Genomic DNA, 25,389 nt, shown 5'->3' on the forward strand with positions numbered 1-25,389 from the left:
ACCCACCCCCGCGACGACCGCGCCCACCGCACCCCCCGCCCCGCCCAAGGCCCGCGTCCGCAACCGCCTCATAGGGGCCGTCGCAGTCGTCGCCGCCGCCGTCGCCGGAGCCGGCGCGCCCGTCATCGTCACCGCGTCCAGCCAACTGAACGAGTCCCAGAGCCTGGTGACGCTCGCCGAGCTGACCCAGCAGTCGATCACCCTCAGTCACTCCCTGGCCGACGAGCGCGACGAGGTCACCGCGTACATCGCCGCGGGACGCCCCGACGGCAAGGGCCTCTCCGAGAGCCACAGCGCGCGCGTCGACCGGAGCATCGAGGAGCTCCGCGACGCCGCCGACGGCGCGAACACCAACACCTCCGTCACCGCCGGGCTGCGCCGCGACCTCGCCGGGCTCGCGTCCGTGCGCAGGGCCGCGCTCACCGGCAAGACCAGCGCCCTGGACGCCCACAAGGCGTACGCGAAGGCCATCGCTAAACTCCACGGCCTCACCCGCGAACTCGCCGAGAGACTCCCGCCGCGCGCGGGCTCCGGAACCCACGCCCTCGCCGACCTCGACCACGCCGTCGACCAGGCGGGCTCCGCGCGCGGCCTGCTGCTCGCCGCGCTCGCCGTGCCCCGCCCCGCGTCGACCGGCTCCACCGTCGACCCGGTCACCGGGCTGCCCACCAACTCCGGCACCGGGGACAGCGAGGAGGACGGGCGCCGCGACGGCCTCAGCGCCGCCGCGCAGCAGGCCCACGTCCGGGAGCTCGCCGCGCTCGCCGACTTCCTGGACGCCGCGCCCGCCAAGGCCCGCGCCACCTACGAGTCCACCGTCACCGGCAACGCGGTCACGACCGCCGAGCAGTACCTGACACGCCTCACCGACCGGCCCCGGCTCACCGCCGCCGACCAGCGCCTGGACCGCAAGAAGCTCGACAGCGCGCTGTCCGCCCGCATCGAGGCCATGCGCGGCGCCGAGAACGCCCTCGCCGACGCCCGCACCCAGAGCCTCGGCGACCTGCGCGACGACGACGTCACCGCCCTGGAGATCCGCATCGCGCTCGTCGGCGTGCTGCTGCTCGTCGCCGTCGGCGTGTGCATGGGCACCGCCCGCTCGCTGACCCGGCCGCTCGCCGCGCTGCGCCGGGGCGCGGAGCGGGTCGCGACCGCGCCCGCGACCGAGGAGCCGGTGCGCTTCACCGGCCGCGACGACGAGTTCGCCGCGGTCGTACGCTCCGTCAACGCGCTGCACGGCCACGCCGTCGCCCTCCAGGACCGGCTCACCACCCTGGAGTCCGACCGCAAGCACCTCATCGGCCAGCGCCAGACCATGGCCGACGCCCGCCAGGAGATGGCCGACGAGCGCGACGCGCTGCGCGCCGAACTCGCCGAGGCCGCCGTCCACCTGGAGCGGGTGCGCCGCTCCATCCACGGCACGTTCGTGAACCTCGCGCTGCGCACGCTCGGCCTGGTCGAGCGGCAGCTCACCGTCATCGAGAGCCTGGAGGAGCGCGAGCAGGACCCCGACCGGCTCGCCACCCTCTTCAAGCTCGACCACTTCGCCACCGTCACCCGCCGCCACAGCGAGAACCTCCTGGTCCTCGCGGGCGCCGAGCACGGCCACCAGCACGCGGGCCCCGTGCCGCTCGTCGACGTCGTGCGCGCCGCCGTCAGCGAGATCGAGCGGTACGAACGCGTCCGCATCGCCACGCTGCCGCCGCACGCCCACATCGCCGGGTTCGCCGCCGACGACATCAGCCACCTGGTCGCCGAACTCCTGGAGAACGCCACCTCGTTCTCGCCGCCCGACGCCGCCGTCGAGGTGTCCGGCTGGCTCCTGGAGAACGGCGAGGTGATGCTCTCCGTGCAGGACGAGGGCATCGGCGTCGGCGCGGAGCGCCTGGAGGAACTCAACGCGCGGCTCGCGGAGTTCTCCCCCGACGACGTGTACGACCACGAGGGCGGCGACGGACTCGGGCTCGGCCTGTACGTGGTGGCGCGGCTCGCCGCCCGGCACGGGGCACGGGTGCGCCTGCGCGAGCAGAAGCAGGGCGGGATCGCGGCGGTCGTCGTGCTGCCCGACGGCATCCTCGCCGCCCCGCCCGCGGTGGGCATGCCCGGCGCGGTGCCCGCCGCGCGCGCCGAGGCCCCGCTGGTGCAGCTGCCCGGCTCCGAGGCCGAGGCCAACTCCAACGTCCTGCCGTCCCGTTCGGGCGAGCGGGACCCCCTGATCGCCGCCGCGGAGACCACCCTCGAACTCCTGGCGCCGCCCGTCCCGGCCGACCACCCGGACGAAGCGGAGCCGCACGCGCGGCCGGACGACGAGGTCCGGCCGGAGCAGGAGGCGCGCCCGAAGCCGGACGCGCAGTCGCCGTCGGAGCGGGACGCGCCGCTCGCGGCGGAGGAACTCCCGGAGGGCGGGGGCCTTCCGGAAGCCGAGTTCCTACGGAAGGCCGAGGCGCCGCGGAGGGACGCGGAAGCCGCTGACGTGCCGGGCGCGGAAGCCGTCGTCGTACCGGGCGCGGAAGCCGCTGACGTACCGGGCGCGGAAGCCGTCGCCGTACCGGACGAGGAAGCCGCCGACGTGCCGGGCGGGGCCACCGCCGAAGCACCGGACACCGACGCCCCCGTCCTCACCGCCAAGGGCCTCCCCAAGCGGACCCCGAGGATCAGCGCCACTGCCGGGAGCGCCACACCGCAGCCGCGACCCGCCGTCGACGCCGAGGAACTGCGGCGCAGGCTCGGCGGGTTCCAGCAGGGGGCCAAGAGCGGCCGCCGCGACGTGGCGGCGGAACTGGCCCGTACGGAATCCCGTACGGAATCCCGTGCGGAAACTCGCCCAACAGCCCGTACAGAAGAGAGTGCCGAAGGCCACCGTGCCGCAGATGTTCCGGGGGACCCAGTCGAGGAGGCAAGCAGTTGACTGCGCCCATGCGCACACCCGGTTCTTCCGCCGAGCCAGTGAAACCCGCCCCGGTCCCCGACCCCGCGTCGGCGTCCGGCGAACCCATCGCCTACGGACTCAGCAGTGAGGCCAAGAACCTCCACTGGCTCCTGACCAACCTGGTCGAGGAGGTGCCCGGCATCCTCTCGGTCGCCGTCGTCTCGTCCGACGGACTCCTGCTGCTCTCCTCCGACCCCGTGCGCAACGCCGAGCGCCGTCCCGCGTCCAGACCCACCGGGCCGCGGGGTTCCAGCGCCGACCTGGCCACCATCGTGTCCGGGCTCGGCAGCCTCACCCTCGGCGCGGCCCGCCTCATGGACGGCGGCTCGGTCAAGCAGACCGTCGTCGCCATGGCGGAGGGCAGCCTCTTCGTGATGGCGATCAGCGACGGCTCGCTGCTCGGCGTGCACGCGACCCCCGACTGCGACATGACGGTCGTCGCGTACCACATGGCGCTGTTCGTGGGCCGCGCCGGACACGTCCTCACCCCCGAACTCCGCAGCGAGCTGCGCCAGTCGATGGAGAACGCGTGATGAGCGCCGTACCCGAGCTGCCCCGGCGCGGCGGCTCCCGGAAGGCGGCACGCGTGCGCCCGTACTCGCTGACCGGCGGCCGCACCCGCTTCGGGCACGTTCTGCTCGTCGAGACGTTCGTGGCCGCGAACCCCGCCATCGAGGCTCCCGCGGAGCGGCGGGAGCTGGGCAAGGGCGACCCACTGTCCACCCGCGTCATGCCGGAGATGCGGGCCATCGTGGAGATCTGCCGCCGGATGCGTACGGTCGCCGAGATCTCCGCGCTCCTGAAGATGCCACTCGGCGTGGTCCGCGTGCTGCTCAGCGACCTCGCCGACCAGGGAAAGATCCGCGTGTACGGAACGGGCCACGGCCCCGGGCAGCCGAACCGCGCACTGCTCGAAAGGGTGCTGAGTGGACTCCGCCGTCTCTGACTCCACCGTCTCCGAACTCCTCGCCCGCGAAGAGGGCGTGCAGGCCTGGCAGAGCGACCACACCCGCGCGCCGATCGCCACGAAGATCGTCGTCGCGGGCGGCTTCGGCGTGGGCAAGACCACGCTCGTCACCGCCGTCTCCGAGATCACGCCCCTCCAGACGGAGGCGCTGATGACGCAGGCCAGCGCGGACACCGACGACCTGAGCGCCACCCCCGAGAAGACCACGACCACCGTCGCCATGGACTTCGGCCGCATCACGCTGGACGACGACCTGGTGCTCTACCTCTTCGGCACACCCGGCCAGCAGCGCTTCTGGTTCATGTGGGACGACCTGGTGCGCGGCGCGATCGGCGCCGTGGTGCTCGCCGACACCCGCCGCCTCACCGACTGCTTCCCCGCGCTCGACTACTTCGAGAGCTGCGGCATCCCGTACGTCGTGGCCGTCAACCACTTCGAGGGCACCGAGCGGTACGAGGCCGAAGACGTCCGAGAGGCGCTGACGGTGCCCGCGCACATCCCTGTCCTGATCATGGACGCACGGCAGCGGATCTCGGCGATCGAATCGCTGCTCGCCCTGGTGGGGCACGCCCTGGACCGCACCCCCGAGTAGCCCTGAACAGAAGGATCTCTCTCAGCATGCGGAAGATACTCATCGTCGGAGCCGGTCAGTCCGGTCTCCAGATCGCCCTCGGGCTCCAGTCGCAGGGGTACGAGGTCACCCTCATGTCCAACCGCACGGCGGACGAGATCCGGTCCGGCCGGGTCATGTCCACGCAGTGCATGTTCCACACGGCCCTCCAGCACGAGCGCGAACTCGGCCTGAACTTCTGGGAGTCGCAGGCCCCGAACATCGAGGGCGTGGGCGTCTCCGTCGCAGGACCCGACTCCAGCCGCGTGATCGACTGGGTCGGCAAGCTCGACGGGTACGCGCAGTCCGTCGACCAGCGCGTGAAGATGGCCGGCTGGATGGAGACGTTCGCCCAGCGCGGCGGGCAGCTCGTCATCCACGGCGCGGCCGTCTCCGACCTGGACTACTTCTCCCGTACGTACGACCTGGTGCTCGTGTCCGCGGGCAAGGGCGAGCTGGTGTCCATGTTCGAGCGGGACGCCTCGCGGTCGCCGTACGACGCGCCGCAGCGGGCCCTCGCCGTCGCCTACGTCCACGGCCTCGGGCCGCGCCCCGAGCACCCCGAGTTCGACGCCGTGCGCTGCAACCTCGTGCCCGGCGTCGGCGAACTCTTCGTCATGCCGACGCTCACCACGTCCGGCCGCGCCGACATCCTCTTCTGGGAGGGCGTTCCCGGCGGTCCGCTCGACGTCTTCCAGGGCGTCAAGGACCCCGGTGAGCACCTCGCCCTCACCCTCGAACTCCTGGAGAAGTTCCTGCCCTGGGAGTACGCCCGCGCCACCAAGGTCGAACTCACCGACGCCGGCGGCACGTTGGCCGGGCGGTACGCCCCCACCGTGCGCAAGCCCGTCGGGCGGCTGCCCGGTGGTGGGCTCGTCCTCGGTGTCGCCGACGTCGTCGTCGCCAACGACCCGATCACCGGCCAGGGGTCCAACTCCGCGTCCAAGTGCGCCGCTTCCTATCTCTCGTCGATCGTGTCCCACGGGGACGGGTTGTTCGACGAGGCGTGGATGCAGGGGGCGTTCGACCGCTACTGGGCGACCGCGCAGCACGTCACCAAGTGGACCAACGCCATGCTCGGCGCGCCGCCCGAGCACGTCCTCAACCTCCTCGGCGCCGCCGGCGACCTCCAGCCGGTCGCCGACCGCTTCGCCAACGGCTTCAACGACCCGTCGGACTTCGAGAACTACTTCTATGAGGCGGAGCTGGCGGACGGGTACGTGGCTGGGGTCGCGGCTGCGTAGCCCCCAATCCCGCCCCTTCCCGAACCGGGGGCTGCCGCCCCCGGACCCCCGCTATCGGCGCTTCGCGCCTCGTCCTCAAGCGCCGGACGGGCTAGAAACTTCCCCGGGGCGGGCTGGAACTTTGCCGCAGCGGCGAAATTTATAGCCCCTCCGGCGTTTGAGGAGCGGGGTCTGGGGCGGAGCCCCAGTTTCGGTGAAGGGGTGGGTCTGGGGCGCCCCGCGAAGGTCACCCCGCCCACCCCCGGTCCGCCCCCTTCGTCGCCCCCGCGGGCAGCCGGGGCGGGCGGTAGTCGGAGACCGGGGTGGCCCGCGGGTCGGGGCGGACCGCGCCGAGGACGGGGTTCGCGGCGAGGGGCGAGACCTTGACGCGGGCCCCGGGCCGGGGCGCGTGGACGACCTTGCCGCGGCCGAGGTAGAGGGCCACGTGCGTGGCCCGGGGGAAGTAGACGACGAGGTCGCCGGGCCGCAGGTCGCGCAGCGGGACCCGGGGCAGCCGGGCCCACTGCTGCTGGCTGGTGCGGGGGATGCCGTGGCCCGCGACCCCCCAGGCCCGCTGGGTGAGCCCGGAACAGTCGAAGGAGCCGGGCCCCTCCGCCCCCCACTCGTACGGCTTCCCGATCTGCGCGACCGCGTACCGCAGCGCCCGCTCCCCCCGGGCGGACGGCGCCCGCCCGACCCCGGTGGGCGCCCCGAGCGCCCCGGAAGCGACAAGCCGCCGCTGCGCCCGCGCGGCCCCGTCCTCCTCGGCCCGCGCCAGCGCGGCAAGCTCCTCGGCGGAGAGCGAGGCGAGCAGCTCCTCGACCTCCTTGAGGCGGGTCCGCACGGCGTCCCGGGCGGTGCGTTGCCGCTGGGTGAGGGACTCCTGCGTGGCCAGGGCGCGCCGCGCCGCGCGGGCGAGGCCGTCGGCCTTCTTCTCGCCGTCGACGAGCCGGGTGACGGTCGCGGCCCGGTCGGCGGCGGCGCGGCGCAGGACGTGGCGCTGGTCAAGGGCGCCCTGCGGATTCCGGGCGAGGAGGAGCCGTACGTAGGAGGAGATCTCGATGGTGCCGTGCTGGTACTGCTGGCGGGCGAGGCGGCCGGCCGCGCCCCGGCCGGCGTGCGCGGAGGCGCGGGCCTTCGCGAGGCTGCGGTTGAGGCCGGTGACCTGGCGGCGCTGGTCGGTCAGCTTCTCCTCGGTCGCGTTGTACGTCTCCGTGGACTCCTCGGCCTTGCGGTACAGGCGCTGAAGGTCCGTCAGGAGTTCGGCGACGGGGCGCTTGGCGGGGCCCGGTCCTGGGGCCGCGTGCGCGGGTGCGGCGTGCGGGGCCAGGGGGGCGGCGGTGAGCAGTGCGGAGAGTGCGGATCCGGTGCACACCCAGCGCAGCAGCCTTCCTGACATGTCATCACCTCCCGGTGCGGGGCGGGGGGTCCGCCCTTGCACCGTGAGCATCAGGTGGGGCCGGGTGGGGCGCGCGGTGGCGGTGAGCGGTTGGCGCAATGCGGTCACTCGTCCAGGGGTGCGCGGCGCGGCGGGTTGCGCGGGGCCCTGCGGGGCCTTCCCCAATCCCGCCCCTTCCCGGCTGTGACAATTTGCGGCTCCGCCGCGTGGGGGGCTCCGCCCCAGACCCCGCTCCTCAAACGCCGGAGGGGCTGAAACTTACCCGCACGTCAACGCACCGCAGGAGGGGCTTGAATTCACGCCTCGGGCCCAGGACCCGGCTTCGACCACGGCCACTTCAGGTTCCTGAAGCCCCCCTCGCTCCCGCCGCCCCCCGCGTCGTACTCGTACTTCCAGCCCGGGTGCAGGCCGAAGCGGCGGGGGGTGCCCGCTGCCACGCGGCGGTAGACGAGGACCGTGGGCTCGCCGCCCGCGTCGTCGGGGACGGGGACGCGGTAGACCTTCGGGGGGTGGCCGGTCGGGCCGAGGAGGACGGGCAGGACGCGGCCGTCCAGGGGGCCGCCCACGAAGGGGGTCTCTTCACTCTTCACGGGACCAGTGTCTCCCCGGTGACCTGGACGCGCGGCCCGGCCCGGCCGCGTGGTCCCACCCCGCCGCGCGGCCCCGGGGCCCCGCGGCCCACGGCCCTAGAGCAGATGCCCCGCCTCCGCCACCACCGGAAGGACCCTGCGGACCAGCTCGCCCACGGCGCCCTCCGGCGTCTCCAGGGCCAGGGCGTGGCGGACCATCGCGGCGGTCTGGGGGTCGCGGCCCGCCGTGGCCGTGATGTGGGCGACGAACTGCTCGACCAGCCACGCGCGCAGCTCGTCCAGGGGAGGCTGCTTGTCCTCGTCGAGCCAGATGAGGGAGGCCGCCTCGACGGCGGTGATCCACATGCGGACGGTCATCCGGAGCCGGGGGCTGGGCGGCTCGGGGAGTTCCATGTGGTTGAGGATGTGCTCGGCGGCGGCGCGGCGGACGCCGTCGACGATGGCGGTGGTGCGGGAGGTCTCGATGACGCTGCCGCCCTGGAGCAGCGCGCTGAACCCGGTGTCGTGCTCGTCGACGAAGGCGAGGTACCGGTCGAGGGCGCGGCCGAGGCGCCGGGTGAGCGGGCCGTCCTGCGGCTCGGCGAAGCACTGTTCGAGCTCGTCGGCGGCCGTGCGCAGCGCCGCCTCGTACAACTGCTGCTTGCCGCCGGGGAAGTAGCGGTACACCAGGGGCCGCGACACCCCGGCGGCCTCCGCGACGTCGTCGAGCGAGACCTCCTCGGGGGCGCGGTGCGCGAAGAGGTTGAGCGCGGCGTCGAGGAGCTGGCTCTTGCGCTCCTCGACGCTGAGGCGCCGGTACGCGCGGGTGGGGCCGACGGCTTGGGTCATGTCCCGCAGCGTAACCGTGTTTTCGTACGAAGAGTCGGGCGCGGGGACGCCCCGGGGCGGCGGGTGGCCGGGAGCGAGCGGGGCGCCCCGCGGGTCACGCGAGCAGGCCGGAGGACTTCCACAGTCGCCTGCCCGCCCCGCGCAGCACGCCGATGTCGTCCAGGAAGTCGGTCAGCCGCTTCGCGCCGGACTGCATGACCTCGCGCCGGTGACCGCTCGCCTTGACCTGGGCGAGTGCCTCGCGGCGGTCGAGGCCGACGTTCGTGTACACCTGCGGGTTGACGAAGGCGATGGAGAAGACGCGGGCCGCCTCGCCGCTGCTGACGCGGGTCAGCTCGCGCTCCCAGCGCGGCGCGGTCACCATCTGGCGGCGCAGCTCCTCGCGGGCGTACCGGACGTGGCGGGCCTCCTCCACGACGTGGATGCGGGTCACGCCGCGCACGATGGTCTGCACGCGCTCGTCGGGGAACGTCAGGCGCTGCATCCAGTCCAGGATCTCCTCGCCGAGCAGGGTGCAGGCGAAGGAACCCGGTGTGGTGGAGACGGTCTTGAGGACGCGGGCGAGATTGTGGTTGAGCTTGGTGACGGGGTACGTGGGCGCCCCGCCCTTCTCGATCATGCGGGCGAACATCATCGAGTGGCGGCACTCGTCGGCGATCTCCGTGAGCGCGTACCGCACGTGCGCGCTGGTCACGGACTTGTCGTAGATGTGCCGCACGAGCAGCTGCATGAGGATGATCTCGAACCAGATGCCGAGGGAGGCGAGCGAGGCCGCCTCGTGCCGGGCCAGGTCCATGCGCTGTTCCTCGGACATCCGGCGCCACAGCGGGGTGTCGTAGAGCGAGACGAGCTCCGGCGGCCAGAACCACTTGCCGTCCTCGACCGGCGCGTCCCAGTCCAGCTCCTTGTCGGGGTCGAAGGAGTGCTTGGCGGACGACTCCAGGAGTCGCTGCGCCACCTGTTCGCGGTCCTTGAGCAGGCCGAGCGCGTCCCGCAGACCGGCGAGTTCGCTGTCCTCGGTCACGGTCGTCATGAGATCTCCTGCTCCTCGTGTGCTCTCGCAAGCGGGTTACCGGGGGTCACTTCTTATGAGACTGCTTGTCAGCAAGGCCGTCAATCCCTTGCGCACGACTTGTTGACCCCGCGTCTACCACCGTGTGAGCCTGCCAAGGAGCCACCCCTGTGCGGCGGTTGCGCGGCACCGGGAGCCGCCGAGACCCGCGAGGAGCCGTCCGTGTCCACACGCGATCTGTACACCTCAGGCCAGCAGGACCTCACCTGGCAGGTGCCCGCCACGGGCGCCGCCCGCTTCAGCTGGGAGGCCATGTTTGTCGGCCAGGAAGGGGGCTCAGGCCGCGAACGCCTGCTGAACCTCTACCAAAAGGGCAAGGACAAGCAGTGGGACGGCGCCAAGCGCATCGCCTGGGACCTGGAGGTCGACCCGCTGGACCCGCTCGGCACCCCCGACGAGGCCATGTCGATCTACGGCACCCGGTACTGGGACGTGATGTCCCCCGCCGAGCGCGGCGAGCTGCGCAAGCACTACGCCTCCTGGCAGTTCAGCCAGTTCCTGCACGGCGAGCAGGGCGCGATGGTGTGCGCGGCCCGCATCGTGGAGTCCGTCCCCGACCTCGACGCGAAGTTCTACTCCGCCACCCAGACCATGGACGAGGCCCGGCACGCCGAGATCTACAGCCGCTTCCTGCACGAGAAGATCGGCATGCTCTACCCGATCAACGACAACCTGCGGTCGCTGCTCGGCGACACGCTGCGCGACTCCCGCTGGGACATGCCCTACCTCGGCATGCAGGTCCTCATCGAGGGCCTCGCCCTGGCCGCCTTCGGCATGATCCGCGACACCACCGACAAGCCGCTGCCCAAGCAGATCCTCGCGTACGTCATGCAGGACGAGGCCCGGCACGTGGCCTTCGGGCGGATGGCGCTGCGCGACTACTACAAGCAGCTCTCCGACGCCGAACTGCGCGAACGCGAGGAGTTCGTCATCGAGGGCTGCTACTTGATGCGTGACCGGCTGCGCGGGGTGGAGGTCCTGGAGAACTTCGGCATCCCGCTGAAGGACGCCGAGGAGTGCAGCGAGCGCTCCGAATACCTCCAGCTCTTCCGGCAGTTGCTGTTCAGCCGCATCGTGCCGTGCGTCAAGGACATCGGCCTGTGGGGCAAGCGGCTCCAGCAGGCGTACGTCGACATGGGCGTGTTCGAGATGGGCGACTCCAACCTCGACCAGCTGATGGCGCAGGACGAGGAGATCGCGGAGAAGCTGGACGCCGAGCGCTTCGCCGCGGAGGAGGGGGAGCGGGTCGCCGAGGTCGAGGCGGCTGTCGCGGCCGGCGCGGCCACGGACGGCGACTAGGCCACACTCTGGCCTAGTTGAGCTCTAGCGTGTGCGCATGACCGAGACCCAGGAACTCCTCGACGCCCTGCGCGAGCAGCGCCGCACCCTCCTCATCACGGCGCGCGGACTCACCGACGAGCAGGCCGCCACCCGGTCCACCGTCAGCGAGCTGACACTCGGCGGCATCGTGAACCACCTCACGCACGGCGAGCGCAACTGGACGCTCGTCCTGAGCAGCGGCACCGGCGAGACCCCGCCCGGCATGTTCGACATGGACCAGTACAAGATGCCGCAGGGCGCAGGACTGTCCGCACTCGTGGCCGCGTACGAGGCCGCCGCGCGCGCCACCGACGAGGCCGTGGAGCGCGCGGGGCTCGACACCGTCGTGCCGTTGCCCGAGGCGCCCTGGGAGCCGGGCGTCGTACCGCGGTGGTCCGTGCGCCGGATCGTGCTGCACCTGCTGCGCGAGACGGCGCAGCACTCCGGGCACGCGGACTTCCTCCGCGAGGCGATCGACGGCGCGAGCACCACGGCCCAGCTGGGCGACTAGCCACCCCGACGGCGCGGCCTCAGCGCAGGGCCGCCTCCATCACGGCCTTCGCGATCGGCGCCGCGCTCCCGCCGCCGCTGATGTCCGAGCGGTCCGCCGACGCGTCCTCGACGACCACCGCGACCGCCACCGAGGGCTCCGCGTCGCCCGGCTCCTGGGCCCAGGCGATGAACCAGGCGTACGGGGTGCCCGCGTTGCCGATGCCGTGCTGGGCCGTGCCCGTCTTGCCGCCGACGGTCACGCCCTCGATCGCGGCGTTCCGGCCCGTGCCCTTCTCGACGACGTCCGTCATCAGCTCGCGCAACTGCACGGCGGTGCCCGGGTTCATCGCCTGCCGCAGCGTCCGGGTGCCGGTCGACGCCACCGTGTCGCCGTCGTCGGTCGTCGTCCGGTCCACCAGGTAGGGCGCCTTGACCGAGCCGCCGCCCGCCACGGCCGCCGAGACCATCGCCATCTGTAGGGGCGTGGCGCGCGTGTCGTACTGGCCGATGGCGGACAGGGCGAGCTGCGCGTCGTCCATGGCCGTGTCGAAGGTGCTGGTGGCGACCGGGGAAGGGATCCGCAGGCCCGGGGTGTCGAAGCCGAACTTCTTCGCCGTGCCCGCCATGGCGTCCTGGCCGGTGTCGACGCCGAGCTTGGCGAAGACGGTGTTGCAGGACCACTGGAAGGCGTACCGCAGGCTGGCGTTCGCGCACCCCTCGACCTCGTTGGCGAGGCGGGTCGTGGTGCCCGGCAGGGTGTAGGGGGCGGGGGACCTGGTGTCCGCGTCCAGGTCGGTGACCTCGCCCGCGTCGAGCGCGGCCGCCGCCGTCACCACCTTGAACGTCGAGCCCGGCGGATAGGTCTGGCTCAGCGCCCGGTTGAGCATCGGCTTGTCCGGGTCGGCGTTGAGCCCGGCCCAGGCACCGGTCACGGCGCTGCCCGTGCCCGCGAGGCGCTCCGGGTCGTACGACGGCGTCGACACCAGCGCGAGCACCTTGCCGGTGGCCGGGTCGAGGGCGGCCACGGCCCCCTTCTTGCCGCCGAGCCCGGCGTACGCCGCCCGCTGCACGGCCGCCCTGATGGTGGTGACGACCTCGCCGCCGGGGTTCCGGGAGCGGGTGATGTCGTTCCACAGGGGGAGCGGGGCGAGCATGGGGTCGGTGCCGGAGAGGACGTCGTCCTCGGCGTGCTCCAGGAACGTGGTGCCGTACACCTGCGAGGCGAAGCCGGTCACCGGGGCGTACAACGGGCCGCTGCGGTACGTCCGTTCGTAGCGGAGCTGCTCGCCGGTGTCCTTGGCACCCGTCACGGGCTCGCCGTCCACCAGGATGTCGCCGCGCGGCTGGTCGTACCGGGCGATGGCGGTACGGCGGTTGGCGGGATTGTCGTCGTACGCCTGGGAGTCGACGACCTGCACCCGGGTCGCGTTCACGAGCAGGGCCACGAGCAGCAGCGCGCAGAACGCGGCGGCGTGGCGGATGTGGCGGGTCACGCCCGGACCTCCTCGGACTCGGCCCCGGACACCGGCACCGGCTGGGCGCGCGCCGAGTCGCTGACCCGGATCAGGAGCGCCACGATGATCCAGTTCGTGACGACCGACGAACCGCCCTGTGCCAGGAACGGCATGGCCATCCCGGTCAGCGGGATGAGACCCGTCACCCCGCCCGCGATCACGAACACCTGGAGCGCCACGATCGACGCGAGCCCGATCGCGAGCAGCCGCCCGAACGGGTCACGCAGCGCGAGCCCCGCCCGGAATCCGCGCTCCACGAGCAGCGCGTACAGCAGGAAGATCGCCGTGAGCCCGGCGAGCCCCAGCTCCTCCCCGGCCGTCGCCAGGATGAAGTCCGACTTCGCGGCGAAGCCGATGAGGATGGAGTGCCCGAGCCCGAGACCGGTGCCGAGCAGGCCCCCGGCCGCGAACGCGAACAGCGACTGGGCGAGCTGGTTCGGCCCCTCGCCCGCCTCGATCGACGCGAACGGGTGCAGCCAGTCCTCGACCCTGCCGTGCACGTGCGGCTCCAGCGAGCCCACCGCGAACGCCCCGACCGCCGCGAGCAGCAGGCCGACGGCGATCCAGCCGGTGCGCCCGGTGGCGACGTACAGCAGGATCACGAAGAGCCCGAAGAACAGCAGTGACGTGCCGAGGTCGCGCTCCAGGACGAGCACGCCGACGCTGAGCAGCCAGATCGCCACGATCGGCCCGAGCACCCGCCCGGTGGGCAGTTGCAGGCGTTTGAACCTCCACACCTGGCGGCCCGCGTACGCGAGGGCGGTGCGGTTGGCCGCGAGATAACCCGCGAAGAACACCGCCAGCAGGATCTTCGCGAACTCGCCCGGCTGGATGGAGAATCCGCCGACCCGGATCCAGATGCGGGCGCCGTTCACCGCCGGGAAGAAGATCGGCACGATCATCAGGACGAGCGCGGTGACCACGGACAGATAGGCGTAGCCCTTGAGCACGCGGTGGTCGCGCAGGAGCAGCACGACGGCGATGCACAGACCGACGCCGATCGTCGACCAGACGAGCTGCGTGGGCGCCGCCCGGTCGCCGGGCGTCTCCAGGTCGAGCCGGTAGATGAGCACCAGGCCGAGGCCGTTGAGCAGCACCGCGATCGGGAGCAGGAGCGGGTCGGCGTACGGGGCCCGCAGCCGCACCGCCCCGTGGGCGAGGAGCGCGAGCACCCCGAGCCCGGCGCCGTAACCGGCGGCGCCGGGCGGGAGGGAACCGTCGTGGGCGAGCCCCACGGCGCAGTAGCCGTACACCGAGAGCAGCACGGCCACGACGATCAGCGCCAGCTCGGTGCCGCGGCGCCGCGGGACGCGGACAGCGGCGACGGTGGCGGACTCCGCCGCTGTTCCGGTCATGCCCGGAACGTAGCAAGCGGCGGACCTAATGTCCGGTTATGTCGCCGGTGTCCTGGTCAGCACCAGCGCGGCGCGGGCCCGATGTTGGCGATGTAGTGCGCGGCACCCCAGGCCCAGGTGCCGTCCGTGAGCAGGTACCAGCGGTCGTTGTGGTGCACGTACTCGCCGCGCGCCTTGCAGAAGATGTGCACGACCTTGCCGTACGGCTCACTCCGGATGACCTTGCTGCCCCGCGTCGGGGCGTCCCGCAGGAGCAGCCCGGTCTTGGCGGTGACCCGCCCCTTGTAGATCGGCGGATTGTTGTTCGCGTCGTCGGCGGCGGCGCCGGGCGCGGCGGTGAGGACGGTCGCGGCGGCGAGGGCGCCACCGGCCACGAGTATGGAGAGACGGGTGGCGACGGAGGGGCGGGTGCGACGGGCCATGGGGACTCCTCAGGGAGCGGAAGGGTGGCATCGCGACCGGTACAAAGGCCGCGATGTCACGCTATGAGCGACACGAGGAGCACGCAAACGAACACAGACGGTGAAATTGAAGCCCGTCCGGCGTTTGAGGACGAGCAAGGCCGAAGGCCGCGACTCGGCGGTGCGCCGACGCCGGGGGTCACCCCACGTCCCCCACGCCGCCCGAGGCGACCCCGCCAGGAAGGGTGAGCACAGCCACAGCCCCACCGCTCGGCCCCGCGCCAGCGCCCGCGTTGGAGAACACAAGCCGCGCCCCCAGAACCTCCGCCTGCCCCAGAGCAATGGTCAGCCCCAACCCGTGCCCCTTGGTCGTCCCCTCCGTACGAAACCGCTGAGGCCCGTGCTCGATGAGGTAGGCGGGAAACCCGGGCCCGTGATCCCGAACGGTGATCACGGGCCCGTCCACGGTCAAGGACACCGGCGGAGCCCCGTGCTTGAGGGCGTTCCCGACCAGATTCCCGAGCACCCGCTCCAGGCGCCGCCCGTCGGTCTCCGCCACGATGTCCCGCACGACGCGCACCTCGACCTCGGCCCCGGAAGCCCGCACGACGCGTTCGGCCAGGGGAGCGAGGAGGACCGCGTCGAGGTCGACGCGTTCGTTGCGCGAGTCGAGGCGGGAGATCTCCAGGAGGTCCTCGGTCAGCGTGCGCAGCGTCGCCACCCGGTCCCGGACCAGCTCGGTGGGGCGGCCCGGCGGCAGCAGCTCGGCGGCGGCGTGCAGCCCGGTGAGCGGGGTGCGCAGCTCGTGCGCGACATCGGCGGTGAACCGCTGCTCGCTCAGGAGCTTGCCCTGCAGCGACGAGGCCATCGTGTCCAGGGCGCCCGCGACGGTGGCCACCTCGTCCTGGTGGCGGCCGTCGTCGTGGGTGCGGGGGTCGCCCACGCGCGCGTCCAGGTCGCCCGCGCTGATGCGGCGCGCGACCCGGGCCGTCTGGTGCAGCCGCCGGGTCACCCGCGTCACCGCGAACGCCCCGACGAGCAGCGTCGCCCCGATGGCGAGCACCGACGAGCCGACGATGGCCCGGTCGAGCCCGTCGATGGTGCGGGCGCCCTGGGCGTAGTCGACCTGTACGGCGATGGCCCGGCCGCCGTCCGCGGGGCCCGCCGCCCACACGGTGGGCCGCTCGTCGTGGTCGCCGACCATCGTGCCGCGCTCCCCGCTCACCGCGAGGTCGCGCAGCCGCCGCGGCAGGCCGGGCGGGTCGATGCCCACTCCGGGGCCGAGCCGCCCGCCCGCCTCGTACTGCTTGGTGGCGTCGTCGAGCCGGGTGAGGGCGCGGTCGCGGGCCTGGCCGACGGTCTGGTTGGTCACGGCGACATGGACGAGCACGCCGAGCAGCGCCGCGAGCGCGCAGCACATCACGGCGATGAACACCGCGGCTTTCCAGGTCAGCGTCGCGGTCCAGGCGGGCAGCCGGAACGGAAGGCGGGGCGGGCGCGGCAGCCGGAAGCGGCGGGCGCGGGCCTCGGCTCGGGGCGTGGCACGGGCCTCGGCGTGGGGTGTGGACCCGGGGTCGGCGCTCACGGACCCTCGCCCGGACGGTCGTCGGCGCTCGGCTCGGGGGTCTCGCCTGGTCCCGAGGTCTCACCGGGGCCGGGGCCGGGGCCCGCGCCCGGATCGCCCTCGGTCAGCGCGGGCACCTGGCTGCGGGCCCCCTTGGGGCGGGGCGCGTCGGATGAGCGCAGGATCTCGTCCCGGGTGGGCAGCATCGCGCGCTGGTGCCGGTCCCAGGACCAGGCCGTGCGGTACTCGTAGCCGGGGATGCCGGAGACCGCGCGCACCACCAGGTCACGCCCGGCCAGCTCCACGCCGAGCACCGCGTCGGAGGTGCCCATGATCTGGGTGAGGTGCCCCTTCTCCATCGCGTAGACGCGGACGGCGAGCTGCTCCTCCGGCATCCGGATGCCGACGACGAGGTCGTCCTTCCCGTCACCGGTGAAGTCGCGGTAGTACGCCTTGAGGACCGGGCAGTCCTTGGGCTCGCTGCCGCAGTCCTTGAGGGCCTCGACGGTTTCCTTGTAGAGCCCGTCGGGCCCGCTGTAGACGTCCGGGTTCGCGGCCACCTCCGCCCGGACGATGGCGACGGGGTTCACCTTGTGCAGATCGCCGCCGGGCACCTTGACGCCCTCGACCTCCTCGGTGTCCGCCTCGCCGTAGTCACCGACCGGCGACGACGCGGGCGGCAGGTCCGGCCACAGCCGGGTGGGGCCGACGGCCGTCGGCGTGGCGCCCGCGCTCCGCAGGTCGCCGGGGTCGCCGCAGCCCGCCGCCAGCGCGGTCGCGGCCAGCGCGAGGGCGCCCGCGGCGAGCACGCGTCGGCGTGCGGGCCTCGGGTGGCTCGGCCTGCGGCTGCGGTTCAACTGGCACTCCTGCTCGCGGGGGCCGGGCGCGGGGCTTCGGCGCGGGGCCGGGGGTGCCCGGACGCGGCCTCACCGCACGAGGTCGGCGTAGAGAATGATGTTGTCGGTCCGGTGACCGTCCTTGATCGGGCCGCCGCAGGTCAGCAGGCGCAGCTCCGGGCGGTCGGTCGCCCCGTACACCTTATGGGTTGGAAAGTCTTCCTTGCCGACCTGCTGAATCTCGCGCACCTCGAACGTCGCCGTCGAGCCGTCCGCCCGCGGCACCATGATCCGGTCACCCGCCCGCACCTTCGCGACGTTCCGCATGAGCGCGGGCCCGTTCGCCGTGTCGTAGTGCGCGACCACGACCGCAGCGCCCTTCTGACCAGGGGTGACACCGCCCGTCCACCAGCCGGGCAGCTCCGCCTTCGAGGCCGGTGGCACCTGCAGCGCCCCGTCGTCGCCGATGCCGAGGTCGAGCATCCCCGTGGCGTCCACGCCCGCCGCCGGGATCCGCAGACCCGTCGGCCTCGACTCCGCCATCGGGGGCGGCGCCTGCTTGGCCCGCGTGGTCGTGACGTTCTTGACGGCCACGTCGGGGGCGGGGTCGCCGGAGCCGCCGCCCTGCCCGCAGGCGATGAGGCCGACGCCGATGGCGGTGGTGAGGGCAGCGGCGGCGGCGATGCGGCCGACGGGGGTGGTGCGGCGCGGCGGGCGGGGGTGGTCCGTGGGGCGCGTGTGCTCCGCAGGGCTCGGGTGGTCCGCAGGGCTCGGGTGGCCCGCAGAGCTCGGGTGGGCGTCCTGCGCGGCCTCGCCGGGAGTGGGGGTGTGCACGGGGGGCTCCTTGGGGGTGTGCCGGTCAGGCGTCCGTGCGCCCGCGGCGCATCATCGCGAAGCCGAGCCCCGCCGCGCCCGCGGCCGCCATGGCCCCGCCCGCCACGATGAACGCGGGATCCCCGGCGTCCCGCACCCCGGTGGCACCCGCCTTGACGCCGCCCTCGGGGACGCCGGCCACCCCGTCGTCGAGGCGGGCCGACGTGGCCGCGGCGGGGGAGTGCGGGGCGGTGTCGGACGGCGACGCGGCGAAGGCGGCGGTGGCCGGGAGCAGCAGCGCGCCGCCCGCGAACGCGGCGACGGCGGCGGTGCGGAGGGCCGAGGTTCGGCGACGATTGCTCACGGTACGTTCCTTGCGCTCTGCTGCGGGCAGTGACAAGTACGACGCTAGGTGTCCGCCGTTGCGGCGGTTCGGCGACTTTGTAACAGGGGGCCATAGCTGTGCGAGCGGTGCCGTTACGGGATGGGCGGGGTCATGACGTACGAACCCGCCCGGGGTGGCGAACACAGGGCGGATCGCCCTCGACTTCCGCGGAGCCCTGTCAGCTTCTTGCCGGAGCGGTGCCCGGGCTGCTCCCATGGTCATGGGGTGATGGGGCATGAGCGGACTGCGTGTCGTACCGGCCTGGAGGCACGGTCAGGAGCGGCTCTACGTATGCAGGCCGGACGGCGGCAACGTGGCCTGGTACGACAGGGACACCGCCCGTGTGAACCTGCTGAGCGCCGACCGCGAGGCCGACGTCCTCGACGCCCTCGGCCCGTTCCTGACGGGCAACGTCACGGTGGGGCCACCGCCCGTCCCCACCCCCGCCGAGCTGGCCAGGCTCACCCTCCACCCCGACGACGACCTCGCCCCGAACCGGCCCGGCGAGGCCCTGCGCGTCGACCTGGACCGCGACCCGCCGCCCGCGCGCAGGCTGCGGTCCGACCCCCGGCACCGGGCGCTCGCGGCGCAGACCGCGGTCGGCGACGCCCTCGACCGCCTGGACGCGGTCGGCTGGCACACCCTGCACTCGGTCGGCCTCCCCGGCGGCCGCCGCGTGGACCACCTCCTGATCGGCCCCGGCGGGCTGTTCTGCGTCCGGGCGTTACCGGCCCGCAGGCAGCGCGTGCGGGTGGCCGACCCGATGGTGGCCGTGGGGCGCGGCCAGGCGGGGCCGCTGCTGCGGGAACTGCGGGCGGACGCAGGGCGGGCGTCGTTCGCGCTGACGGCGGAGGTGCGGGCGGTGCTCGTGCCCGTGGGCGCGGTGGACGTGGAGGTCGCGGCGCCGCCCCGGGAGGTGCGGGTGTTCCTCGAGGAGGACCTGCCGGCGCTGGCCCGCACGGGCGGGGTCCTCAAGCCGGCGGACGTCGAGGCACTGCACGCGCTGGCCCGCGACCGGCGGACGTGGAACCGGGTGTGAGGGGGGCGCTGGGCCGAGGGGCCGAGGGGTTGAGCCGGGCCCGGGCGCTGGACCGGCGCGCGGGAGCTGGGCAGAGCAGAGGCGCAGGACCCGGCCTCACCCCGGCGGCGGCAGCACCCCGCCCCGCTCCGGGTCCAACAGCGGCCCGAGCAGATCCCCGTACCGCTCGAGCCGCGCCCCGACATCGGTCGCCAGGAACACCAGCAGCCCCGGATCCCGCCGCTCCCGGCACGCCTCCACCTCGGCCCAGGTCACCGGCGTGGACACGGTCGGCTCGGCCCGCGCCCGCAGGGTGTAGGGCGTCGCCGTGGTCTTCGCCGCCGCGTTCTGGCTGAAGTCGACGAACACCTTCCCCGGCCGCAGGGCGCGCGTCATCCGGTGCACCACAAGCCGCGGCAGCGCCTGCTCGGCGGCCACGGCAAGACCCTTCGCGTACGCCGTGACGTCCTCGCTGGGCGTCGGCCGCAGCGACGCCAGCAGGTGCAGCCCCTTGCTGCCCGACGTCTTTACGTACACGGCGAACCCGTCGGCCACCAGCCGCTCCCGCAGCCACAGCGCCGCCTCGCAGGCCTCCACGACGCTCGCGGGCGGCCCCGGGTCGAGGTCGAGCACGAGCCGGTCGGCGAGCCCGGGCGCGTCCGTCCGCCACTGCGGCGTGTGGAACTCGGTGACCAGGTTCGCCGCCCACATCAGGGTCGCCAGGTCCTGCACGACGATCTGCCGCGAGACCCCGTCCGACCGCCGCACCTCGGCCGTCCGCACCCAGGTGGGCGTACCCGGCGGCACGTTCTTGGCGAAGAACCGCTGACCGTCGGGCCCGTCCGGGAAGCGCAGGAAGGACACGGGCCGGTCGCGCAGGTGGGGGAGCAGGGCCCCCGCGGCGGTGGCGTAGTAGTGCAGCACCTCGCCCTTGGTGAAGCCGCTGTCCGCGTAGAGCACCTTGTCGAGATTGCTGAGCGCGAGCCTTCGCCCCTCCACCTCGGTGATGGGCGTCATACGATGAGAATCCCACGAAACCCGGATGAAAGCCCCTTCCTCCCCCGGTCTCTCTCCGAGCTGCCGAAAGGTGCTCCACATGCGGTCCATATGGAACGGCGCCATCTCCTTCGGCCTGGTCAGCATCCCGATCAAGCTCGTGAACGCCACGGAGAACCACTCGATCTCCTTCCGCCAGATCCACACCGAGGACGGCGGCCGCATCCGCTACCGCAAGGTGTGCGAGCTGGAGGACCGCGAGGTCACGAGCGCGGAGATCGGCAAGGGGTACGAGGACGCGGACGGCTCGATCATCCCGATCACGGAGGACGACCTGGCCGCCCTGCCGATCCCGACCGCGAAGACCATCGAGATCGTCGCGTTCGTCCCGGCCGACCGGATCGACCCCCTCCAGATGGACACGGCGTACTACCTGTCGGCCAACGGGGTCCCCGCCGCCAAGCCGTACACCCTCCTGCGCGAGGCGCTGAAGCGCAGCCGGAAGGTGGCCATCGCCAAGTTCGCCCTGCGCGGCCGCGAACGGCTCGGCATGCTGCGGGTCGTGGACGACGTGATCGCGATGCACGGCCTGCTCTGGCCGGACGAGATCCGCGCCACCGACTCCGTCGCACCGGACACCGAGGTCAAGGTCCGCGACGCCGAACTGGACCTGGCCGACGCCCTGATGGACACCCTCGGCGAGGTGGACCTCGACACCCTGCACGACGACTACCGCACGGCCGTGGAGGAGATGATCGCCGCGAAGGTCGAGGGCGGCGGGACCTACACCCCCGCCCCGGCGGCCGAGCCCGGCGGCGGCAAGGTCATCGACCTGATGGCGGCCCTGGAGAACAGCGTCCGGGCGGCGCGGACGGCCCGCGGCGAGAAGTCCGGGGAGGACGGGGGCCAGGAGCGGGAGGCCGAGGTGACGTCCTTGCGCTCGCGTACGACGAAGTCGGCGGCCGGGAAGACGTCCTCCACCCGGAAGTCGACCACCGCCCGCAAGTCGTCCCCGGCGGCCCCCAAGCAGGTGGGCGGCAAGAAGTCGACGGCCAAGTCCGCGCCGAAGGCGAAGGCGGCGGCCCCGAAGAAGAGCACGGCGAAGAAGAGCACGGGGAAGCAGCCGGCATCGGGCACGGCGACCACGAAGTCCACGGCGAAGAAGACGGTGTCGAAGAAGTCGGCGACGCCGAAGAAGACGACGAAGCGGGCGTCGGCGTAGACGAATCCCCGTGAGGGCCCCCTAGGTCGAACCCACCCCACTCACTCCTCACCCGCCCCACTCCTCACCCGCCCTACTCCTCACCCGCCCCACTCTCACCCGCTCCACCCCCACCCGCCCCGCAAACCGTCACCGTGAACAACCCCACCCCCTCCCGCCGACTGGCCACCGCACCGAACCCGGCGGCGCGGGCCCGGGCCTCCGTCTCGGCGACGTCCCGGCACTTCATCACCCACAACCGCCCGTCCCGGTTGGGCAGGACGTTGGCGATGAAGTCGAGCTGGGGATGGCGGGTCTGGGTGGTGAAGACGAGGGTGCCGCCCGGCGCGAGCAGCGCGCGCAGGCGCTCGATGGAGGCGCGGATGACGTCGTCGTCGAGCAGCAGCTCGTAGAGCCCGGACACCACGATGACGTCCGGAGGACCCGCGTCCGGCTCCTTGGGGTCGAGCGCGTCCCCGGTCTCGTACGAGATGTTGCTGATCCCGCGCTCCTGGGCGAGCCGCTCGCCCTGCCGCAGCCCGGCCACGGCGAGGTCGCGGCACACGACGCGCACCCGCCGGGGCCCGTGCGCGGCGGCCAGGTCCTGGAGGTAGCGCCCGGGCCCGCCGGCGACGTCGAGGACGAGGACTTCACGGTCGGGCCGCGCGGCGACCTGCTCCCGCAGCACGTCTTGAAGAAGCTCACGCCGGGAGCGGATGGCGCGCCACCCGACGGCGTTCAGGTAGACGCGATCCACGAGACGCCCGAGCCCGAGGACGCCATGGGCACGGTTCACGTACACGTAGTCGAGCATGGTGCCGCTGTCGAAGCCGTGCCGATAGCCGATCCGGACGCCCCGCGAGGACCGCCCGACGGTGCTCAACAGGCCTCGCGTCACTGCCCACTTGAGGTTGCGCAGAGGTTTCGTCATGCCCGCAAGAGTCGTGCCGCGGACCGCCGCCGGGCATCCGCACGGGTACTCGGGCCCGCCTGAGTACCCCTGCTCCCGACCCCCCTGACCTGGTGCCCACTTGCTAGGTTGCGAGTTGATCGCACGGCCGAACGGCCCAAGCACCCCAGGAGGTCCCCGTGTCAGGCTCCGACCCCAGGCTCGACTCGTCCGCCGAGATACGCGCGCGGATCGACACGAGCAAGCCGCACTCGGCGCGCTTCTGGAACTACTTCGTGGGCGGCAAGGACAACTACGAGAAGGACCGCGAACTGGGCGACCAGATCAAGGAGATCTTCCCGGGCCTGGTGGACGTGGCCCGCACCAGCCGCCACTTCCTCGGCCGTGCCGTCCGCCACCTGGCGGGGGAGCAGGGGATCCGCCAGTTCCTGGACATCGGCACGGGCCTGCCGACCGCGGACAACACGCACGACGTGGCCCAGCGCGTCGCCCCCGACTCCCGCATCGTGTACGTGGACAACGACCCCCTGGTCCTGGCCCACGCCCGCGCGCTCCTGACGAGCACGCCGGAGGGCGTCACGTCGTACATCGACGCGAACATGTACGAGCCGGAGGCCATCCTGGCGGCCGCGGGCGAGACCCTGGACCTCTCCCGCCCCGTGGCCCTCATGATCCTCAACACCCTCGGCCACGTCTCCTCGTACGACGAGGCGCGCGACCTCGTGAACCGCCTGATGGCAGGACTCCCCTCGGGCAGCTACCTGGTGATCAGCGACTCGACGTCCACGAGCGAGGGCATGATCGCGGCGTCGGAGGCGTACAACAAGAGCGGCGCGATCCCCTACTACGTCCGCAGCGTCGAGGAGATCACCGGCTTCTTCGACGGCCTCACCCTCACCGACCCCGGAGTGACCCAGGTCACCCGCTGGCGCCCGGACCCCACCACGGACACCACCGTCGCAGCCGACGCCTACGCAGGCGTCGCCCGCAAGCCCTGACCCCCTCCCCACCCCGCCCGGGGCGCCCTGCCGGGCCCCCGGGCGCAACTCCCCGGCGACCGCACCAAGCCCCCCGGACGCTGCACAAATACCCGTTCATGCCGACCCCCACGAAGCTGGTAGGGTTCTACCCGTCGCCGCCACACAGCGGCAGACACGCCCCCGTAGCTCAGGGGATAGAGCAACGGCCTCCGGAGCCGTGTGCGCAGGTTCGAATCCTGCCGGGGGCACAGAAGCCGGAACAGCGCGATCAAGTCGCTGACCAGCAGAAGTGCCACATACAAAGAGCCGGACTCAGTCCCACTGAGTCCGGCTCTTTGTCGTTCTCACGCACGGTTCCCGAGTGAGTGGCGAGTGAGAATCAAGGCGTCTGCTCGCCCCATCCCATCGCCTCTTCGATCTTCTTGTTGTTCACCTCCTCATGTCCGTCGATGCAGCCCTCGTACCGGCGATGGATGACCTCCGGTGAGTTGCCCGCGCGGCGGGCGACCTCGGCCACGGGGACGCCCGCGTTCAGCCAGTTCGTGATGCAGGTGTGCCGCAGGTCGTACGGCCTGTGAGCGAGCGGTGAATCCACCTTCTCCGGCGGAAGCGCGACGGGGCGGGCTTCCTGCCACACGCGCCAGTAGCTCGATGTCCCGAGCACGTCGCCTCGCTCGTTGGGGAAGATCCGGCCGTCCTTCGCCGTACCGAACTCCCTGACATGCTCGCGCAGCATCGCGACCAGGAGCGGCGGGATGGGCACCGGGCGATCGGTCTTGACCTCACGGGACTTGAGTCCCCGCTTGTCGTGCCGCTTGCCGGAGTCCGTCCACTTCTTGCCGGAGACCGGGCGGGTCTCCTTCAGGGTGAGGGTGCCCCACCCCTTCTCGGGGAGGTAGCAGTCCTTCTCTCTGAGGCCGACCGCTTCCGCAGGCCGCATCGCCGCGTAGAGCAGGCAGGCGAAGAACGCGACCAGGCGGCGCCCTCGGTTGCGGTGGACCGAGCCGACATACGAGACGGCCGTCAGGAGCTGGGTCCCCTGCGTCGCGTTCACCAGGACTCTGGGGTCCACGACGTCGCCGCGGGCGGACCCTGAGCGCTTCATGCCCGCGAGCGGATTCGCGTCCAGGTACCCGCACTCGATCGCGTACTCCATGGCGGTGTTGAAGCCGCGGCGGCGTCGCTTGTAGGTCTCCCCCGCCGCCGGGGAGTCGTCCAGCTTGAACGAGAGCCGGTACTGGACGTCGCGGACCACCTTGGGGTCGGTGAGGGCCGACAACGGCAGCGAGCGCTGCTCAAGCCATGTGCACGTGGCCGCGAGATCGCGGGGCGGCTCTTCGTCCTCGTGAGCCGGTACGACGCCCCATCGCATCGCGAGGCGAACCTCTTCGAGCGTCGGCGCCTTCTTCCCGTCGCCCATCATCGCGAGCGCCACCGTGGCGAGGCTGTCCGCCACCCCTTCTCGGGTCTTGGCCGCGGAGGTTCGCCAGCGGCTCGCCATGTACTCGCGGCTGAAGTCCCACCATGAGCGGTCGGGTCTGGTGTTCGCTCGTGCAGCAGCCGCCCTGAGTTCGGACTCCGGGAGCCCGGTCTCGACGTCGAATGCCTCACCCTTGACCATCGCCTTCCACAGCTCGGAGCGGCGATGGTCAGCGAGGGTGACCGTGGGGAAGCTTGCCGTTTTGACCTTGCCTGCCACGAGCCAACGAATTTGGAACGGGGCCTTCTTGCTCCGTACTTGGTTGACCTTCCATACCCGCACGTCCGTGGACAGGTTCGGTTCCTCGGCCCCGGGCGGGCGCCCGCTCTCGCGGGCGCCCTTCGGGTTGTCGCGGTGGGTCACGCAGCTTCTCCCAGCGTCTCGATCCAGCGCTCCAATTCGGAGCGGCTGTTGGACGACATTCACCATGCCTACGTCTGCGACAGCTTGGGCACCTTGATCACGACATGGTCGGTTTGCGTGCCTGCCGACGAGCGGGTGCAGAT

General features: G+C 72.6%; 24 protein-coding genes and 1 tRNA gene. 11 read left to right on the forward strand and 14 right to left on the reverse strand.

Annotated features, from left to right (window positions below; all coding sequences use genetic code 11):
* The 5 genes from OO63_RS38495 to OO63_RS38515 form a co-directional block, all read left to right on the forward strand.
* Positions 1–2,908: sensor histidine kinase (locus OO63_RS38495; RefSeq protein WP_428835937.1), on the forward strand; the 2,908-nt coding region annotated here is incomplete at its 5' end.
* A complete protein-coding gene (locus OO63_RS38500) occupies positions 2,905–3,462 on the forward strand; it encodes a roadblock/LC7 domain-containing protein (RefSeq protein WP_397622214.1) in 558 nt (185 codons plus the stop codon). The genes OO63_RS38495 and OO63_RS38500, both read left to right, overlap by 4 nt.
* Positions 3,462–3,875 carry a DUF742 domain-containing protein gene (locus OO63_RS38505; protein ID WP_030363095.1) on the forward strand — a complete coding sequence of 138 codons (414 nt, stop codon included), beginning with the start codon at positions 3,462–3,464 and terminating at the stop codon, positions 3,873–3,875. The genes OO63_RS38500 and OO63_RS38505 overlap by 1 nt, the downstream gene beginning before the upstream one ends.
* Positions 3,856–4,488, forward strand: coding sequence for a GTP-binding protein (locus OO63_RS38510; RefSeq protein WP_030363096.1), 633 nt, complete (start codon positions 3,856–3,858; stop codon positions 4,486–4,488). Before OO63_RS38505 ends, OO63_RS38510 begins: the two co-directional genes overlap by 20 nt.
* Positions 4,489–4,514: 26 nt before the next feature.
* A complete protein-coding gene (locus tag OO63_RS38515) occupies positions 4,515–5,750 on the forward strand; it encodes a styrene monooxygenase/indole monooxygenase family protein (protein ID WP_030363097.1) in 1,236 nt (411 codons plus the stop codon).
* A gap of 226 nt (positions 5,751–5,976) precedes the next feature.
* On the opposite strand, the gene OO63_RS38520 is transcribed toward OO63_RS38515, so the two are convergent.
* The 4 genes from OO63_RS38520 to OO63_RS38535 form a co-directional block, all read right to left on the reverse strand.
* Complete coding sequence (locus OO63_RS38520; protein ID WP_030363098.1) at positions 5,977–7,128, reverse strand: C40 family peptidase; 1,152 nt, start codon at positions 7,126–7,128, stop codon at positions 5,977–5,979.
* 296 nt (positions 7,129–7,424) lie between these two features.
* Positions 7,425–7,718, reverse strand: coding sequence for a hypothetical protein (locus OO63_RS38525; protein WP_030363099.1), 294 nt, complete (start codon positions 7,716–7,718; stop codon positions 7,425–7,427).
* Positions 7,719–7,814: 96 nt separating this feature from the next.
* A complete protein-coding gene (locus OO63_RS38530; protein ID WP_030363100.1) occupies positions 7,815–8,546 on the reverse strand; it encodes a TetR/AcrR family transcriptional regulator in 732 nt (243 codons plus the stop codon).
* Positions 8,547–8,640: 94 nt separating this feature from the next.
* Entirely contained in the window at positions 8,641–9,579 is a 939-nt protein-coding gene (locus OO63_RS38535) for an AurF N-oxygenase family protein (RefSeq protein WP_030363101.1), read from the reverse strand.
* A gap of 201 nt (positions 9,580–9,780) precedes the next feature.
* On the opposite strand from OO63_RS38535, the gene OO63_RS38540 reads away from it, so the two are divergent.
* Together OO63_RS38540 and OO63_RS38545 are read left to right on the forward strand one after the other, a co-directional pair.
* Positions 9,781–10,917, forward strand: coding sequence for a ferritin-like domain-containing protein (locus tag OO63_RS38540; RefSeq protein WP_030363102.1), 1,137 nt, complete (start codon positions 9,781–9,783; stop codon positions 10,915–10,917).
* Between the two features lie 37 nt (positions 10,918–10,954).
* On the forward strand, positions 10,955–11,449 hold the full coding sequence (locus OO63_RS38545) for a DinB family protein (RefSeq protein ID WP_030363103.1): 495 nt from the start codon (positions 10,955–10,957) through the stop codon (positions 11,447–11,449).
* 19 nt (positions 11,450–11,468) lie between these two features.
* Here OO63_RS38545 and OO63_RS38550 read toward each other — a convergent pair whose 3' ends face one another.
* The 7 genes from OO63_RS38550 to OO63_RS38580 all read right to left on the reverse strand — a co-directional run bounded on the left by OO63_RS38550 (position 11,469) and on the right by OO63_RS38580 (position 18,277).
* On the reverse strand, positions 11,469–12,923 hold the full coding sequence (locus OO63_RS38550) for a penicillin-binding transpeptidase domain-containing protein (RefSeq protein ID WP_030363104.1): 1,455 nt from the start codon (positions 12,921–12,923) through the stop codon (positions 11,469–11,471).
* Positions 12,920–14,299 carry an FtsW/RodA/SpoVE family cell cycle protein gene (locus OO63_RS38555; RefSeq protein WP_051811627.1) on the reverse strand — a complete coding sequence of 460 codons (1,380 nt, stop codon included), beginning with the start codon at positions 14,297–14,299 and terminating at the stop codon, positions 12,920–12,922. Before OO63_RS38555 ends, OO63_RS38550 begins: the two co-directional genes overlap by 4 nt.
* A 56-nt stretch (positions 14,300–14,355) precedes the next feature.
* A complete protein-coding gene (locus OO63_RS38560) occupies positions 14,356–14,721 on the reverse strand; it encodes an SH3 domain-containing protein (RefSeq protein ID WP_030363106.1) in 366 nt (121 codons plus the stop codon).
* Positions 14,722–14,899: 178 nt separating this feature from the next.
* Entirely contained in the window at positions 14,900–16,120 is a 1,221-nt protein-coding gene (locus OO63_RS38565) for an ATP-binding protein (RefSeq protein ID WP_078619633.1), read from the reverse strand.
* Between the two features lie 161 nt (positions 16,121–16,281).
* A complete protein-coding gene (locus OO63_RS38570; RefSeq protein ID WP_030363108.1) occupies positions 16,282–17,121 on the reverse strand; it encodes a hypothetical protein in 840 nt (279 codons plus the stop codon).
* Positions 17,122–17,190: 69 nt separating this feature from the next.
* Positions 17,191–17,934: a class F sortase gene (locus OO63_RS38575; protein ID WP_234311438.1), complete on the reverse strand. Its 744-nt coding sequence runs from the start codon at positions 17,932–17,934 to the stop codon at positions 17,191–17,193.
* Between the two features lie 25 nt (positions 17,935–17,959).
* Complete coding sequence (locus tag OO63_RS38580) at positions 17,960–18,277, reverse strand: hypothetical protein (protein ID WP_030363110.1); 318 nt, start codon at positions 18,275–18,277, stop codon at positions 17,960–17,962.
* A 256-nt stretch (positions 18,278–18,533) separates the two neighbouring features.
* On the opposite strand from OO63_RS38580, the gene OO63_RS38585 reads away from it, so the two are divergent.
* Entirely contained in the window at positions 18,534–19,337 is an 804-nt protein-coding gene (locus OO63_RS38585) for a nuclease-related domain-containing protein (protein WP_030363111.1), read from the forward strand.
* Positions 19,338–19,433: 96 nt separating this feature from the next.
* Here the strand turns inward: OO63_RS38585 and ligD are convergent, their stop codons facing one another.
* Positions 19,434–20,333, reverse strand: coding sequence for a non-homologous end-joining DNA ligase (gene ligD / locus OO63_RS38590; protein ID WP_030363112.1), 900 nt, complete (start codon positions 20,331–20,333; stop codon positions 19,434–19,436).
* A 79-nt stretch (positions 20,334–20,412) separates the two neighbouring features.
* Here ligD and ku point away from each other — a divergent pair, with 79 nt between their 5' ends.
* Positions 20,413–21,534: a non-homologous end joining protein Ku gene (gene ku / locus OO63_RS38595; protein WP_030363113.1), complete on the forward strand. Its 1,122-nt coding sequence runs from the start codon at positions 20,413–20,415 to the stop codon at positions 21,532–21,534.
* A 73-nt stretch (positions 21,535–21,607) separates the two neighbouring features.
* Here ku and OO63_RS38600 read toward each other — a convergent pair whose 3' ends face one another.
* Complete coding sequence (locus OO63_RS38600) at positions 21,608–22,444, reverse strand: class I SAM-dependent methyltransferase family protein (protein WP_051811631.1); 837 nt, start codon at positions 22,442–22,444, stop codon at positions 21,608–21,610.
* Between the two features lie 158 nt (positions 22,445–22,602).
* Between OO63_RS38600 and OO63_RS38605 the strand changes: the two genes are divergently transcribed.
* A complete protein-coding gene (locus OO63_RS38605; protein WP_030363115.1) occupies positions 22,603–23,421 on the forward strand; it encodes an SAM-dependent methyltransferase in 819 nt (272 codons plus the stop codon).
* Positions 23,422–23,579: 158 nt separating this feature from the next.
* Positions 23,580–23,651: transfer RNA gene (locus tag OO63_RS38610), tRNA-Arg, on the forward strand.
* A gap of 131 nt (positions 23,652–23,782) precedes the next feature.
* Here OO63_RS38610 and OO63_RS38615 read toward each other — a convergent pair.
* Positions 23,783–25,246 (reverse strand): tyrosine-type recombinase/integrase, encoded by a 1,464-nt coding sequence (locus tag OO63_RS38615; RefSeq protein WP_030363116.1) that lies wholly within the window; start codon positions 25,244–25,246, stop codon positions 23,783–23,785.
* Between the last annotated feature and the right edge of the window lie 143 nt (positions 25,247–25,389).

This window comes from Streptomyces alboflavus (assembly GCF_000716675.1).
GTDB lineage: Bacteria > Actinomycetota > Actinomycetes > Streptomycetales > Streptomycetaceae > Streptomyces > Streptomyces alboflavus.

Coding starts and splice junctions, on each gene's coding strand:
- OO63_RS38505 (WP_030363095.1), top strand. CDS start 3,462: ATGAGCGCCGTACCCGAGCTGCCCCGGCGCGGCGGCTCCCGGAAGGCG.
- OO63_RS38515 (WP_030363097.1), top strand. CDS start 4,515: ATGCGGAAGATACTCATCGTCGGAGCCGGTCAGTCCGGTCTCCAGATC.
- OO63_RS38520 (WP_030363098.1), bottom strand. CDS start 7,128: ATGTCAGGAAGGCTGCTGCGCTGGGTGTGCACCGGATCCGCACTCTCC.
- OO63_RS38530 (WP_030363100.1), bottom strand. CDS start 8,546: ATGACCCAAGCCGTCGGCCCCACCCGCGCGTACCGGCGCCTCAGCGTC.
- OO63_RS38535 (WP_030363101.1), bottom strand. CDS start 9,579: ATGACGACCGTGACCGAGGACAGCGAACTCGCCGGTCTGCGGGACGCG.
- OO63_RS38545 (WP_030363103.1), top strand. CDS start 10,955: ATGACCGAGACCCAGGAACTCCTCGACGCCCTGCGCGAGCAGCGCCGC.
- OO63_RS38555 (WP_051811627.1), bottom strand. CDS start 14,299: ATGACCGGAACAGCGGCGGAGTCCGCCACCGTCGCCGCTGTCCGCGTC.
- OO63_RS38560 (WP_030363106.1), bottom strand. CDS start 14,721: ATGGCCCGTCGCACCCGCCCCTCCGTCGCCACCCGTCTCTCCATACTC.
- OO63_RS38565 (WP_078619633.1), bottom strand. CDS start 16,120: ATGTGCTGCGCGCTCGCGGCGCTGCTCGGCGTGCTCGTCCATGTCGCC.
- OO63_RS38585 (WP_030363111.1), top strand. CDS start 18,534: ATGAGCGGACTGCGTGTCGTACCGGCCTGGAGGCACGGTCAGGAGCGG.
- ligD (WP_030363112.1), bottom strand. CDS start 20,333: ATGACGCCCATCACCGAGGTGGAGGGGCGAAGGCTCGCGCTCAGCAAT.
- ku (WP_030363113.1), top strand. CDS start 20,413: ATGCGGTCCATATGGAACGGCGCCATCTCCTTCGGCCTGGTCAGCATC.
- OO63_RS38600 (WP_051811631.1), bottom strand. CDS start 22,444: ATGACGAAACCTCTGCGCAACCTCAAGTGGGCAGTGACGCGAGGCCTG.